At 74.1% G+C, this 14,460-nt stretch carries 10 protein-coding genes and 1 pseudogene; 9 read left to right on the top strand and 2 right to left on the bottom strand.

The annotated features are described in order from the left end of the window. Positions 1-79: 79 nt before the first annotated feature. The 4 genes and pseudogenes from AB4039_RS24020 to nudC form a co-directional block, all read left to right on the top strand. A pseudogene (locus AB4039_RS24020) lies at positions 80-2,056 on the top strand (PD-(D/E)XK nuclease family protein); the annotation flags it as partial. A gap of 43 nt (positions 2,057-2,099) precedes the next feature. Continuing rightward, positions 2,100-6,125 (top strand): UvrD-helicase domain-containing protein, encoded by a 4,026-nt coding sequence (locus tag AB4039_RS24025; protein WP_442271795.1) that lies wholly within the window; start codon positions 2,100-2,102, stop codon positions 6,123-6,125. A 10-nt stretch (positions 6,126-6,135) separates the two neighbouring features. Beyond that, complete coding sequence (locus AB4039_RS24030) at positions 6,136-7,545, top strand: dipeptidase (RefSeq protein ID WP_442271796.1); 1,410 nt, start codon at positions 6,136-6,138, stop codon at positions 7,543-7,545. Between the two features lie 85 nt (positions 7,546-7,630). Continuing rightward, positions 7,631-8,584, top strand: coding sequence for an NAD(+) diphosphatase (nudC, locus tag AB4039_RS24035; protein ID WP_442271797.1), 954 nt, complete (start codon positions 7,631-7,633; stop codon positions 8,582-8,584). Positions 8,585-8,653: 69 nt separating this feature from the next. On the opposite strand, the gene AB4039_RS24040 is transcribed toward nudC, so the two are convergent. Further along, positions 8,654-8,914, bottom strand: coding sequence for a mycoredoxin (locus AB4039_RS24040; RefSeq protein WP_266842139.1), 261 nt, complete (start codon positions 8,912-8,914; stop codon positions 8,654-8,656). A 229-nt stretch (positions 8,915-9,143) separates the two neighbouring features. Here AB4039_RS24040 and AB4039_RS24045 point away from each other — a divergent pair, with 229 nt between their 5' ends. The 5 genes from AB4039_RS24045 to AB4039_RS24065 all read left to right on the top strand — a co-directional run bounded on the left by AB4039_RS24045 (position 9,144) and on the right by AB4039_RS24065 (position 13,010). Next, positions 9,144-11,312 (top strand): ATP-dependent DNA helicase UvrD2, encoded by a 2,169-nt coding sequence (locus AB4039_RS24045; protein ID WP_442271798.1) that lies wholly within the window; start codon positions 9,144-9,146, stop codon positions 11,310-11,312. Between the two features lie 167 nt (positions 11,313-11,479). Beyond that, positions 11,480-11,797: a hypothetical protein gene (locus AB4039_RS24050; protein WP_373915907.1), complete on the top strand. Its 318-nt coding sequence runs from the start codon at positions 11,480-11,482 to the stop codon at positions 11,795-11,797. 183 nt (positions 11,798-11,980) lie between these two features. Beyond that, on the top strand, positions 11,981-12,352 hold the full coding sequence (locus tag AB4039_RS24055; protein ID WP_030225917.1) for a WhiB family transcriptional regulator: 372 nt from the start codon (positions 11,981-11,983) through the stop codon (positions 12,350-12,352). Beyond that, positions 12,349-12,681 (top strand): hypothetical protein, encoded by a 333-nt coding sequence (locus AB4039_RS24060; RefSeq protein WP_030225914.1) that lies wholly within the window; start codon positions 12,349-12,351, stop codon positions 12,679-12,681. Before AB4039_RS24055 ends, AB4039_RS24060 begins: the two co-directional genes overlap by 4 nt. Positions 12,682-12,803: 122 nt before the next feature. Then, positions 12,804-13,010, top strand: a complete 207-nt coding sequence (locus tag AB4039_RS24065) for a hypothetical protein (protein ID WP_266842144.1) — start codon at positions 12,804-12,806, stop codon at positions 13,008-13,010. Positions 13,011-13,041: 31 nt separating this feature from the next. On the opposite strand, the gene AB4039_RS24070 is transcribed toward AB4039_RS24065, so the two are convergent. Continuing rightward, complete coding sequence (locus tag AB4039_RS24070; RefSeq protein ID WP_266842145.1) at positions 13,042-14,370, bottom strand: ABC1 kinase family protein; 1,329 nt, start codon at positions 14,368-14,370, stop codon at positions 13,042-13,044. Positions 14,371-14,460: the final 90 nt, after the last annotated feature.

Here is a 14,460-nt window from a genome sequence, read left to right on the forward strand (position 1 = left end):
CCACTACACGACCGCTGACGAGGCGAACGCACGATGAACCGACAACTGGCGGGCACCGGCCGGTCCGGGCCTGCCCGGCCCCGGCGGGGCCCCGGAGGCCGACGCCCCGGAGCCCGAAGCCGCCGAAGCCGCCGAAGCCGCCGAAGCCGCCGAAACCGCCGGAGGCGACGGGTGGGTCGGGGTCGAGGCCGCCATCGAGCTGCTCTCCTCCCCGCTCGGCGGGATGGACCCCGCCGACCTGCGCCGCCTCGGCCGGGCCCTGCGCGACGAGGAGCGGGCCGCCGGGGTCACCGTCCCCGCACCCTCCGACGTCCTGCTGGCCCGCGCCCTCGCCGAGCCCGAACGGCTCACCGCGCACGACCCCGCGTACGCCCGCGGAGCGCAGCGCCTCGGCCTGCTCCTGCGCAAGGCCCGCGAGCTCCTCCAGGGCGGCGGCACCGCCGAAGAGGCCCTGTGGACCCTGTGGGACGGCACCCCCTGGCCGCAGCGCCTGGAGCGCCGCGCCCGCCGCGGCGGCACCTCCGGCCGCAACGCCGACCGCGACCTCGACGCCGTCTGCGCCCTCTTCGACAACGCCGCCCGCGCCGAGGAACGCACCGGCGGCCGCGGCGCCCTGAACTTCCTCGAACAGCTCGAAGCCGAGGACATCGCCGCCGACACCCTCACCACCCGCGCCGTCCGCACCGACGCCGTACGCCTGATGACCGCACACCGCTCCAAGGGCCTCGAGTGGGGCCTCGTCGTGGTCGCCGGCGTCCAGGAGGGCCTCTGGCCGGACCTGCGCCGCCGCGGCTCCCTCCTGGAAGCCGACCGCATCGGACACGACGGCCTCGCCGAGCCCCTCACCCCCGGCGCCCTCCTCGCCGAGGAGCGCCGGCTGTTCTACGTCGCCGCCACCCGCGCCCGCCACCGCCTCGTCGTCACCGCCGTCAAGGCGCCGGCCGAGGACGGCGACCAGCCCTCCCGCTTCCTCACCGAACTCGGCGTCACCCCCAAGGACGTCACCGGCCGCCCCCGCCGCCCCCTCGCCGTCCCGGCCCTCGTCGCCGAACTGCGCGCCACCACCGTCGACCCCGACGCCTCGCCCGCCCTGCGCGACGCCGCCGCCCGCCGTCTCGCCCGCCTCGCCGCGCTCACCGACGACGAGGACCGCCCCCTGGTGCCCGCCGCGCACCCCCAGCGCTGGTGGGGCCTGTACGAGCCCACCGCCTCCACCGTCCCCCTGCGCGACCGCGACCGTCCCGTGGCCCTCTCCGGCAGCGCCCTGGACCAGCTCGCCAACACCTGCTCCCTCCAGTGGTTCCTGGGCCGCGAGGTCAAGGCCGACGCCCCCTCCACCGCCGCCCAGGGCTTCGGCAACGTCGTCCACGTCCTCGCCGACGAGGTCGCCTCCGGCCGCACCCCCGCCGACCTCGCCGTCCTGATGGAACGCCTCGACTCCGTCTGGGACGCCCTCGCCTTCGACGCCCCCTGGAAGTCCCGCCAGGAGAAGGACAACGCCCGCGCCGCCCTGGAACGCTTCCTGCGCTGGCACACCACCGACCGCGCCGGCCGCGTCCCCGTGGCCACCGAGCACGACTTCGACGTCACCCTCGACGCCGGCGAGTACGCCGTCCGCATCCGCGGCTCCATGGACCGCGTCGAGGCCGACCCGCAGGGCCGCGCCTACGTCGTCGACTTCAAGACCGGCAAGGGCGCGCCCACCAAGGACGAGGTCGCCCGCCACCCCCAGCTCGCCGTCTACCAGCTCGCCGTCCGCGAGGGCGCCGTCGACGAGGTCTTCGACGGCCTGCGCCCCGGGACCGGCGGGGCCGAACTCGTGCAGCTGCGCCAGGGCGCCGCGAAGAAGGAAGGCGGCGACGAGGTCCCGAAGGTCCAGGCACAGCAGCCCCTCGACGACGGCCCGTCCGGCGCCTGGGTCGGCGACCTGCTCGCCACCGCCGCCGGCCGGGTCCTGGACGAACGCTTCGCCCCGGCCACCGGCGAACACTGCAAACGCTGCTCCTTCCGCAGTGCGTGCAGTGCCCGTCCCGAGGGCCGGCAGACCGTCGAATGAGACGCCGGACCGCGATGTCGGTGGCGGCGGATAGCCTTTCGAGGTGACCGCCGTGACCGCGTACGAGTCCGGGCGCGCGCCCGCACTCACCGATCCTGAGCAGCTCAAGGAGCTCCTCGGGATCCCCTTCACGCCCGAACAGCTGGCCTGCGTCACCGCCCCGCCCGCCCCCCAGGTGATCGTCGCCGGGGCCGGCTCCGGCAAGACCACCGTCATGGCCGCCCGCGTGGTCTGGCTCGTCGGCACCGGAGCGGTCGCCCCCGAGCAGGTCCTCGGCCTCACCTTCACCAACAAGGCCGCCGGCGAGCTCGCCGAACGCGTGCGCAAGGCCCTCGCCCGGGCCGGCGTCACCGACCCGGACCCCTCCCCGGCCGAGGCCGAAGCGGCCGGCGGCGAGCCGCGGATCTCCACCTACCACGCCTTCGCCGGCCAGCTCCTGAAGGACCACGGCCTGCGCATCGGACTGGAGCCCAGCGCCCGCCTCCTCGCCGACGCCACCCGCTTCCAGCTCGCCGCGAAGGTGATCCGCGAAGCCCCCGGCCCCTACCCCTCCCTCACCAAATCCGTCCCCGACCTGGTCAGCGACCTCCTCGCGCTCGACGGGGAACTCTCCGAGCACCTCGTCGAGCCGGACGGGCTGCGCGCGTACGACACGGAACTGCTCGACTCCCTCGCCGACGTCAGACTGACCAACGAGGACCTCCGCAAGGTCCCCGAGGCCGTCCGCGGCCGCCTGGAGCTGCTCGAACTGGTCGCCCGCTACCGTGCGGCCAAACGCTCCCGGGACCTCTTCGACTTCGGCGACCAGATAGCCCTCTCCGCCCGGCTCGCCACCACCCGCCCCGAGGTCGGCACCCTGCTGCGCGAGGAGTTCCGCGTGGTCCTCCTCGACGAGTACCAGGACACCTCCGTCGCCCAGCGGCTGCTGCTCTCCGGGCTCTTCGGCGGGGGCACCGGGCACGCCGTGACCGCCGTGGGCGACCCCTGCCAGGCCATCTACGGCTGGCGCGGCGCCTCCGTCGCCAACCTCGACGACTTCCCCGCCCACTTCCCGCACGCCGACGGGCGCCCCGCCACCCGGCTCTCCCTCAGCGAGAACCGGCGCAGCGGCGGCCGCCTCCTCGACCTGGCCAACGGCCTCGCCGCCCCGCTGCGCGCCCTGCACGAAGGGGTCGAGGCGCTGCGTCCCGCCCCGGGCGCCGAACGCGACGGCGTGGTGCGCTGCGCCCTGCTGGAGACGCACGCCGAGGAGCTGGAGTGGCTCGCGGACTCCGTCGCCCACCTGGTGCGTACGGGGACCGAACCGGGCGAGATCGCGGTGCTGTGCCGTTCCGCCGCGGACTTCGCGCAGATCCAGGCCGTGCTGGTGGCCCGTGACGTGCCGGTGGAGGTCGTGGGCCTGTCCGGCCTCCTCCACCTCCCCGAGGTCGCCGACCTGGTCTCGGTGTGCGAGGTGCTCCAGGACCCGGGGGCCAACGCCGCCCTCGTCCGGGTCCTCATCGGTCCGCGCTGGCGCATCGGCGCCCGCGACCTGGCCCTGCTCGGCCGCCGGGCCCGGCAGCTGGTGGCCCGCGCCGCCGCGGACGACGGCCCCGACGGGAGGCTCGCGGCGGCGGTCGAGGGCGTGGACCCGGCGGAGATCGTCTCCCTCGCCGACGCGCTGGAGACCTTCCTCGACGGTGCGGGCCATGCCGCCCCCGACGACCTGCCCTTCTCYGCCGCCGCCCGGGTGCGCTTCGCGCACCTCGCGCAGGAGCTGCGCGACCTGCGGCGTTCGCTCGCCGATCCGCTGATGGACGTACTGCACCGGGTGCTGGCCACCACCGGCCTGGAGGTCGAGCTCTCCGCGTCCCCGCACGCGCTGGCCGCCCGGCGCCGCGAGACCCTGTCGAACTTCATGGACGTCGCGGCCGGCTTCGCCGCGCTCGACGGAGAGGCGAGCCTCCTCGCCTTCCTGGGCTTCCTGCGCACGGCCGCCCAGTACGAGAAGGGCCTGGACCACGCCCTGCCGGGCGGGGAGAACACCGTCAAGGTCCTGACCGCCCACAAGTCCAAGGGGCTGGAGTGGGACGTGGTCGTCGTCCCCGACCTGTGCGCCGGCTCCTTCCCGAAGGAGAAGCCGCCCGAGGCCTGGACCTCGTACGCGAAGGTCCTCCCGTACCGCCTGCGCGGCGACGCCCCCACCCTTCCCGCCGACCCGGAGTGGACCTCGGCGGGCCTGAAGTCCTTCAAGGCCGCCCTCAAGACCCACAAGCAGACCGAGGAACTCCGCCTCGGGTACGTCACCTTCACCCGGCCGCGCTCCCTGCTGCTGGCCTCCGGCCACTGGTGGGGCCCGACGCAGAAGCGCCGACGCGGCCCCTCGGCGTTCCTGGACGCCCTGCGCGCGCACTGCGAGGCCGGATTCGGGGAGATCGAGGCCTGGGCGCCGGAGCCCGACGCCGACGCGGAGAACCCCGCCCTGGCCTCCGGCTCGGCTCCCGACCACTCCTGGCCCCTGCCCCTGGACCCCGCCTCCCTGGCCCTGCGCCGCCGGGCGGCGGCCCTGGTCGAATCCCACCTCGCCGCGGGCCCCCCGCCCTCCGAGGACCCGTACCTGTGGCCCCCGCACTGCGAGGACCCGTCGTACGACACGGAGGCGTGGCCGGACCCGTCCGAGGGCGGTGCCGGGTGGCGGGCGCCGTCCACGGGTGATGCCCGCCGTCCGGGTCGGCCGGCTTCGCCCGGGGACGATGCCCCGTGGCCGGACCCGTTCGACGACGGCAGCTCCTGGCCGGACTCCTCCGGGAACGGGGCCCCTGCCGGGCCCCGGCAGGGGCGGACGGGCGGGACCACCGCGCGGCCGGGCCAAGCCCAGGCCACCCGCGGCGGGGAACCCACCATGGGCGGCGCCGGGCCCGCGCCCGACGATGCCTGGTACGACGCACCCTGGCCCGGCGAGGCACCGGGCGGCTCCGCCGAGCCCTCGGCCGATGACCCCTGGGCGGCGGCGCCCGGGGCCGGTGACGCCCCGGCGGCCCCCCGGGCCGATGACCCCCGGGCGGCGGCGCCCGGGGCCGGTGACGGCTGGGTGGCCGAGTCCTCGGCCGATGACCCCTGGGCGCTGGAGCCCTGGGCTGACGACGCCTGGGCGGGGGAGTCCCGGGCCGGTGACGCCCCGGCGGCGGCGCCCCGGGCCGGTGACCCCCGGGCGGCGGAGCCCGGCGGGTCCGACGACCTCTGGGCCGGGGAGACCGCGCACCCCGCCGAAGCCCCCCGCGGCAGCGRTTCCGCACGGCTGCCCGGCCCCCGCCCGGCCGGTGGCTCCTCCGCCCCCGGCGCCCCCAACGGCTCCGCCGCCCCGCCCCCGACCCCCGAAGAGGCCCGCGCCATCGCCTCCTGGGACCGCGATCTCGACGCCCTCGAAGGCGAACTCCGCCGCGCACGGGCGGCCGTCCGCGACGTCGAGTTGCCCTCCGCCCTCTCCGCGAGCCAGCTCATGCGCCTGGCCGCCGACGAGCAGGGCTTCGTACGCGATCTCGCCCGCCCCATGCCCAGACCTCCGCAGCCGGCCGCCCGCCAGGGCACCCGCTTCCACGCCTGGGTGGAGTCCCGCTTCGACGAGCTGCCCCTGCCGCTCCTCGACCTCCTCGACCCCGCCACCGAGCTGCCCGGCTCCGACCAGGAGGTCGCCGACGAGGCCGACCTCGACGCCCTCAAGGCCGCCTTCGAGCGCAGCGAGTACGCCGAGCGGACGCCGTACCGGATGGAGGCCCCGGTCCAGCTCACGCTCGCCGGCCGGGTGATCCGCGGCCGGATCGACGCCGTCTACAAGAACCCCGACGGCTCGTACGAGGTGGTCGACTGGAAGACCGGCCGCACCACCCAGGCCGATCCCCTCCAGCTCGCCGTGTACCGCCTCGCCTGGGCGGAAGTCACCGGGACCTCCCTCGACCGGGTCTCCGCCGCCTTCCTCCACGTCCGCAGCGGCCGCGTCATCCGCCCCCGTGACCTGCCCGGACGGGCCCGCCTTGAGCGGATCCTCCAAGGCGAAACGGGCACGGACGGTGACGCTCAGGCGGACGGATAGGCTCGGGGCCATGAGCGAAACCCTGCCGGACAGCGTCGTCCGCACGTACATCGACACCCACCGCGCGGCCTTCCTCGACGACCTCGCCGAGTGGCTGCGCATCCCGTCCGTCTCGGCCCAGCCCGAGCACGCGGGCGACGTGCGCCGCAGCGCCGAATGGCTCGCGGCGAAGCTCAAGGAGACCGGCTTCCCGGTCACCGAGGTCTGGCCGACCCCCGGCGCGCCCGCGGTCTTCGCGGAGTGGCCCAGCGAGGACCCGGCGGCCCCGACCGTCCTCGTCTACGGCCACCACGACGTCCAGCCCGCCGCCCTCGCGGACGGCTGGCACTCCGAGCCCTTCGAGCCGGTGGTCCGCGACGGCCGCATGTACGGCCGCGGCGCGGCCGACGACAAGGGCCAGGTCTTCTTCCACACCCTCGGCGTGCGCGCCCACCTCGCGGCCACCGGCGCCGCGGCCCCCGCGGTGCACCTCAAGCTGCTGATCGAGGGCGAGGAGGAGTCCGGCTCCCCGAACTTCCGCGCCCTCGTCGAGGAGCGCGCCGAGCGCCTCGCCGCGGACGTCGTGATCGTCTCCGACACCGGCATGTGGTCCGAGACCACCCCCACCGTCTGCACCGGCATGCGCGGCGTCGCCGACTGCGAGATCGACTTCCACGGCCCCGACCAGGACATCCACTCGGGCGCCTTCGGCGGCGCCGTGCCCAACCCGGCCACCGCCGCCGCCCGCCTCGTCGCGGCCCTGCACGACGAGGACGGCCGGGTCACGATCCCGGGCTTCTACGACGGCATCGCCGAGCTCGGTGACACCGAGCGCGCGCTGATCGCCGAGCTGCCCTTCGACGAGGCCGAGTGGCTCCGTACGGCCAAGTCCCACGCGGCCGCCGGCGAGGCCGGGTACTCCACCCTGGAGCGCGTCTGGGCCCGCCCGACCGCCGAGGTCAACGGCATCGGCGGCGGCTACCAGGGCCCCGGCGGCAAGACCATCGTGCCCGCCTCGGCGCACCTGAAGCTGTCGTTCCGCCTCGTCTCCGGGCAGGACCCGTACGAGGTCGAGGCGGCCGTCCGGGACTGGGTCGCGGCCCGCGTGCCCGCCGGGATCCGGCACTCCATCGTCTTCGGCGCCCCCACCCGGCCCTGCCTGACCCCGCTGGACCACCCCGCACTGCAGTCGGTCGTCCGTGCCATGGGCCGCGCCTTCGGGCAGCGGGTCCGTTTCACCCGCGAGGGCGGATCGGGTCCGGCGGCCGACCTCCAGGACGTGCTGGACGCCCCCGTCCTCTTCCTCGGTATCTCCGTGCCGTCCGACGGCTGGCACTCCCCGAACGAGAAGGTCGAGCTCGACCTCCTCCTCAAGGGAGTGGAGACCACCGCCTACCTGTGGGGCGACCTCGCCGAGCACTGGAAGCCCGCAACCGCCTGACACGCGCACCGCAACACGCACCGCACGCACCGCACGCACCGCACCGCCACCCGAGCAGCCTGCCTTGTCCCACACACCGGGGGAGTTGGAAGTACCTGTGAGCACCCATACCGAGCCCGAGCGCCCGATCTCGCTCGCCGCGCCCAGCGGAATCGACCGCGCCGCGCACCACCGCCTCGACGAGGCGTGGCTCGCCGCCGCCTGGAGCCACCCGACGACCCGCGTCTTCGTCGTCTCCGGCGGCCAGGTCCTGATCGACGACACCCCCGACGGCGGCACCGCCATCGTGATGACCCCGGCCTTCGAGGCCCCGGTCACCGAGACCCACCGCTACTTCCTGGGGACGGACGAGGACGGCGTACGGTACTTCGCGCTGCAGAAGGACTCCCTGCCGGGCCGCATGGACCAGTCCGCCCGCCCGGCCGGACTGCGCGAGGCCGGGCTGCTGCTCTGTCCGCGCGACGCCGGGCTGATGGTCCACGCGGTGGCGCTGGAGAACTGGCAGCGCATGCACCGCTTCTGCTCCCGCTGCGGCGAGCGCACGGTGGTCGCGGCCGCCGGGCACATCCGCCGCTGCCCTGGCTGCGGCGCCGAGCACTACCCGCGCACCGACCCGGCCGTGATCATGCTGGTCACGGACGAGCAGGACCGCGCGCTGCTGGGCCGCCAGGTGCACTGGCCCGAGGGCCGCTTCTCGACGCTGGCCGGGTTCGTGGAGCCGGGCGAGTCCATCGAGCAGTCGGTGATCCGCGAGGTGTGGGAGGAGGCGGGCGTCAAGGTCGGCACGGTCGAGTACGTCGCCAGCCAGCCCTGGCCGTTCCCGTACAGCCTGATGCTGGGCTTCACCGCCCGGGCCGTCAGCTCGGAGATCACGGTCGACGGCGAGGAGATCCAGGAGGCCCGCTGGTTCTCCCGGGAGGACCTGCGCGCCGCGATCGAGGCCGGCGAGGTCCTGCCGCCGTCGGGCATCTCCATCGCGGCCCGGCTGGTCGAGCTCTGGTACGGCCAGCCCCTGCCGAAGCCGGCCACGACCGTCTGACGGCCGGCCCCCGTATGCAGGAGGCCCCCGCCGAAGCGAGGGCCGCTCTGCATGTGGGCCGGGGGCCGGTCAGACGGCGAGGGCCTGCTTGACCTGGGCCAGGCTCGGGTTCGTCATGACGGACTCGCTGCCGGCGGAGGACTTCACGAGCACGGTGGGGACGGTCTGGTTGCCGCCGTTGGCCTGCTCCACGAACTTCGCGGACTCCGGGTCGAGCTCGATGTTGATCTCGTTGTACGCGATGCCTTCCCGGTCCAGCTGCTTCTTCAGCCGGTTGCAGTAGCCGCACCAGGTGGTGCTGTACATCGTGACGGTGCCCGTGTCCTGCATGCTCGCTCCTCTGGGAGGTCTCGGTGGACCGGGTCTCGGTGATCGGTCCGAGTAATCGAACGTCCCCCGCCCCCGCGCCATTCCCGGTACGCAGGCCGGGACGGCCGGTGTGACGGATCCGACTGTTGCGGACGCTCCGGCTGGTGGGGCCGGTGTGACGGTATGACGGACGCCCCTCGCCTGTGGACGGTCATCCCGGCCGCCCCTCGGGACCTGGCAGCATGGCGGGGTGACAGCAGCAACGCACTCCTCAGTCTCCCCGGCCGACGCAGACGCCGCGGACGCCGTGCTCCTGGGCCTGGACCCGGAGCAGCGCGAGGTCGCCACGACCCTGCGCGGCCCGGTGTGCGTGCTGGCCGGAGCCGGCACCGGCAAGACCCGCGCGATCACCCACCGCATCGCGTACGGGGTCCGCTCGGGGCGGCTGATGCCGGCCAGCGTGCTCGCCGTCACCTTCACCAACCGTGCCGCCGGGGAGATGCGCGGCCGCCTGCGCACCCTCGGCGCGGGCGGGGTCCAGGCCCGCACGTTCCACTCCGCCGCCCTGCGCCAGCTCCAGTACTTCTGGCCCCGCGCCATCGGGGGCGAGCTGCCCCGGCTCCTGGAGCGCAAGATCCAGTTCGTGGCCGAGGCCGGCGCCCGCTGCCGCATCCGCCTCGACCGCAACGAGCTGCGCGACGTCACCGGCGAGATCGAATGGGCCAAGGTCACCCAGACCGTGCCCGCCGACTATCCGGCCGCCGCCCTCAAGGCCGGCCGCGAGGCCCCCCGGGACCTGGCCGAGATCGCCCAGATCTACGGCACGTACGAGCAGCTCAAGCGCGACCGCGGGATGATCGACTTCGAGGACGTGCTGCTCCTCACCGTCGGCGTCCTCCAGGACCGCCACGACATCGCCGAGCAGATCCGCGCCCAATACCAGCACTTCGTGGTGGACGAGTACCAGGACGTCAGCCCGCTCCAGCAGCGCCTGCTCGAACTGTGGCTCGGCGACCGCGACAGCCTCTGCGTCGTCGGCGACGCCAGTCAGACCATCTACTCCTTCACCGGGGCCACGCCCGACCACCTGCTCGACTTCCGCACCCGTTATCCGCAGGCCACCGTGGTCAAGCTGGTCCGCGACTACCGTTCCACCCCCCAGGTGGTCCACCTGGCCAACGGCCTGCTGGGCCAGGCCAGGGGCCGGGCCGCCGAGCACCGCCTGGAGCTGGTCTCCCAGCGCGAGCCCGGCCCGGACCCGGCCTACGCCGAGTACCCCGACGAGCCCGCCGAGGCCGAGGGCGTGGCCGGCCGGGTCCGGGACCTGATCGCGGCCGGAGTCCCGGCCGGCGAGATCGCCATCCTCTACCGGATCAACGCCCAGTCCGAGGTGTACGAGCAGGCCCTGGCCGACGCCGGGGTCCCCTACCAGCTGCGCGGGGCCGAGCGGTTCTTCGAGCGGGCCGAGGTCCAGAAGGCCGTCCTCGCCCTGCGCGGAGCCGCACGCTCCGGCGGCAGCGACGACCCGCTGCTGCAAGACGTGGTGGAACTGGGCTCCCAGGTCAGGGYCGTGCTCAGCTCCACCGGCTGGACCACCGAACCGCCCGCCGGCTCCGGAGCCGTGCGCGACCAGTGGGAGTCCCTGGCCGCGCTGGTCCGCCTCGCCGAGGACTTCGCCCGCAGCCGGCCCGGCGTGACCCTGGCCGACCTCGCCGTCGAACTGGAGGAGCGCAAGGCCGCCCAGCACGCGCCGACCGTCCAGGGCGTCACCCTCGCCTCGCTGCACGCGGCGAAGGGCCTGGAGTGGGACGCCGTGTTCCTGGTCGGCCTCACCGACGGCATGATGCCGATCACCTACGCCAAGACCGACGAACAGGTCGAGGAGGAGCGCCGGCTCCTGTACGTCGGGGTCACCCGCGCGCGGCACCACCTGACCCTCTCCTGGGCGCTCTCCCGGGCTCCGGGCGGTAGGGCCTCCCGTCGCCCCAGCCGCTTCCTGAACGGCCTGCGGCCGGGCTCCGTGGTCCCCGGCAGCCGGCCGGGCGGGCCCGACGCGGGAGCGGCCCGCAAGCGCGGCCGCCGTGGACCGGCGCTGTGCCGGGTCTGCGGCAGGACCCTCACCGAGGCCGGCGACATCAAGCTGATGCGCTGCGAGGACTGCCCGTCCGACATGGACGAGGGCCTCTACGAACGGCTGCGCGACTGGCGTGCCGGCCAGTCGAAGCTCCAGGGGATGCCCGCGTACTGCGTGTTCACGGACAAGACCCTGATGGCCATCGCCGAGGCCGCGCCCGCCGAGGCGGGGGAGCTCTCGATGATCTCCGGCGTGGGTGGCCGCAAGCTTGAGCGGTACGGCGCCGATGTCCTGGCCATCTGCGCAGGCCAGGAGCCTGCGGGCGCGGATCCTGACGACGCGTAGAAACTCGTCGGAAAAATAGTTTGCACATGCCCAGCGAATCCCCATAGGTTCTTAGCAACGGAAACGGTGGCTTCTCCGAAGCCCCGGATCCGTGCTGTACTTATCCGAATACGCATGGGACAGGCCTCCGGGCCGAGTCCCCGAGACGCCGAGAGGAGGCGAGACCAGTGACCAGCTTCATGACCTTCACCAAAATGACCGATCGCTCGGTCGACGCTTCCTGCCTGCTCGGTTCCGTCTCCCTCCTGGGTACCGGTCTGTCCGCGATTTCCGCTGACCGGCCCGCCCTGCTGGCGACCCTTGCGGTCAGCGAGCGCAATGAGCGACCGACCCAGGCACCGGTGGCAGTACTGGAAGCCCAGGCGCATGGCGCCTATGGCTTCGCGGCCGCAGCCGGTGCCGGATCCCAGACGCAGACGAAGAAGCAGCAGCACCACCTGATGTGGGCCTTCCGCGGGCTCGAACCCTGGAGTGATCCAGCCTGATCGCATGATCAGGCCGGCGCCTTCAGGGCCGCGGAACCCCACCCGGGATCCGCGGCCCTTCTGTTTGTCCCCGAACGGGGACGACGGAGCGAAGGGGCCTCGGGACTGGCAAGACCAGGTACCAAGCCGCGACCGGCCAACCGGCCGGAACGACTAGTCGAACAAGACGAGGAAGAAAACACCGTGCAACTCGAAGCGCACGCCCCGTCCGTACCGCAGAACCGAACGATCTCCCCGCCCGCAGTCCCGGAGGACTCCACCTTGACCCCCCTCACCGCGCTCACCGCGCTCGACGACGCCATCGAGAACCTCGGCGTACCCGTTCCCTGCCGCACCTTCGACCCCGAGGTCTTCTTCGCCGAGTCCCCGGCCGACGTCGAGTACGCCAAGTCCCTCTGCGGCACCTGCCCGCTGGTCGAGGCCTGCCTCGCCGGCGCCCAGGAGCGCCGCGAGCCCTGGGGCGTCTGGGGCGGAGAGCTCTTCGTCCAGGGCGTCGTGGTGGCGCGCAAGCGTCCCCGTGGCCGTCCGCGCAAGAACCCGGTTGCAGCGGCATGACCGCCATCGGAACCATCGACCGCCCCTTGACGCGCGACCCCCTGAAGCAGGCCCCCATGTCCCCCTACGCCACCACGAGCGAGCAGCCGCACGGCTCCGCCACCGCAGACTTCATCACCGCCGGCGCGATCACCTCGCGTCAGAACAGGACCCGCGAAATGCAACTCATCCCAGAAGCCCTGGCCCGTGCCCATATGGACGACCGCATGCGTGAGGCGGACGCCGAGCGTCACGCCCTGCGCCTGGTCGCCGCACGGCGCATGCAGCGCAGGGCCGAGCGCGTCTCCATGCGCGCCCGGCGCGCGCTCGCCATGGCCGTCATGCACTGAGGCTCACCGAGCCACCGGGTCACCGAGCGGGTGACCCGGCACCGGGGGGACCGGTCCGAACGGACCGGTCCCCCCGGTGCGTTGCGGGGCCCGGACGCCCTCCGCGGGGATATCGTCTGGAGGTGGACCAGCAGACTCCCCACCCCGACCCTCCGGGACCCGGGGCCCAGCCCGTCGTCTGCGCGCGCTGCGGCGCCCGCTCCCCGGACGGAGCCCCGCCCACCTGGACCTGTTCGGTGGAGAACGGCACCAGACAGTACTTCTGCGTCGACTGCGCGCGGGCCAACCTCCGGGCCATCGAGGGCCGCCTCGACTCCGCCTGGTGGTGACCCGGGCCGACACCGGGCCGGACCCCGGGACTCAGTCCTCGGGCAGGAACCCCGGCAGCCAGGACTCCAGTTCGTCGCGCAGCCGCACCGTCGAACCCAGCTGACACAGCACCCCGATGGTGCTCAGCGTCACCCGGTGGATCAGCAGGTACGAGGGCGGCAGGTTGATCTGCCGCCCCAACTGGTGCGCGGGGGAGCGGGGATCGGCGATCCGCGCCGCCTGGCCGCGCAGCCACGGCCGGGTGAAGGTGAACTCGTCCGCCTCGGCGGGCTCGATGATCGGCTTGAGGTAGTCGAGCACCGCGTCCGGGTCGAGTTCGATGGACTCCTTCACGAACCCCTCGGCACACAGGTGGCCGTAGACCCCTTCGGCGTCCCCGTCCAGGGTCAACCGCAGGGACCGGCCTATGGGCTTGGGCCAGCCGCCCGGCAGCCGGTCGACCGTGCCGAAGTCGAGCACGCCCAGCCGCATCCGGCCGTCCGCCCCCTCGATCAGCCGGAAGTTGCCCGGATGTGGATCGGCGTGCAGCAGCCCCGTGCGCGCGGGCCCCGAGAAGAGGAACCGGGCCAGCAGCTGTCCGGCTCGGTCGCGCTCCTCCCGCGTGCCGTCGGCGATCACCTCCGACAGCGGGGTGCCCTCCATCCACTCCGTCACCAGCACCTGGTCGCCCTGGTGCACCACGTCCGGGACCACCACGTCCGGGTCGGCGTCGAAGGCGTCCGCGTGCGCGCGCTGCGCCTCGGCCTCCAGCTCGTAGTCCAGCTCCTCCGCGACCCGGTCGCGCAGCTCGGTGATCAGCGGCTTCACGTCCATGCCCGGGATCAGCGGCCCGAGCAGTCCGGCGAAGCGGCTCAGCTGCCTGAGGTCCGACAGCAGCGCCTCTCCGGCCCCCGGGTACTGGACCTTGACCGCGACCTGCCGGCCGTCGTGCCACACCGCCCGGTGCACCTGCCCGATGGAGGCGGCCGCGGCGGGCTTGTCCTCGAACTCCTCGAAGAGTTCCCGCCAGTCCTCGCCGAGCCGCTCCGCCAGCACCTGGTGCACCCGCGCCGTCGGCAGCGGCGGGGCCGCCTCCTGAAGCTTGGTCAGCGCCGCCCGGTACGGGCCCGCGACCTCCTCGGGAAGCGCCGACTCGAACACCGACAGGGCCTGCCCGAACTTCATGGCGCCGCCCTTCAGCTCGCCGAGCGTGCGGAACAACTGCTCGGCGGTGCGCTGCTGGAGCTCCCGGGCGACGATCTCGGCCGACTTCCCGCCGATCCGCTTGCCCAGCCCCCAGGTCGCCCGGCCGGCGATGCCGAGCGGCAGCGCGGCCAGTTTGACGGTACGGGTGACCGCCTTCCGGGGAAGATCAGACATATGCCCCTCCTGTTCCCAGACGGCTGCGCCGCGAGCGGCGGATCCGGGACGGCCCCTCGGCCCCCGACGCATCCTGTCACGAGCCCCCTG

Origin of the sequence: Streptomyces sp. M-16, from assembly GCF_052114405.1 — a bacterium.
GTDB lineage: Bacteria > Actinomycetota > Actinomycetes > Streptomycetales > Streptomycetaceae > Streptomyces.

Bases quoted from the DNA above. Each gene is read 5' to 3' on its own strand.
- AB4039_RS24030 (WP_442271796.1), top strand. From the start codon at position 6,136: ATGAGCGAAACCCTGCCGGACAGCGTCGTCCGCACGTACATCGACACC.
- AB4039_RS24040 (WP_266842139.1), bottom strand. From the start codon at position 8,914: ATGCAGGACACGGGCACCGTCACGATGTACAGCACCACCTGGTGCGGC.
- AB4039_RS24060 (WP_030225914.1), top strand. From the start codon at position 12,349: ATGACCGCCATCGGAACCATCGACCGCCCCTTGACGCGCGACCCCCTG.
- AB4039_RS24070 (WP_266842145.1), bottom strand. From the start codon at position 14,370: ATGTCTGATCTTCCCCGGAAGGCGGTCACCCGTACCGTCAAACTGGCC.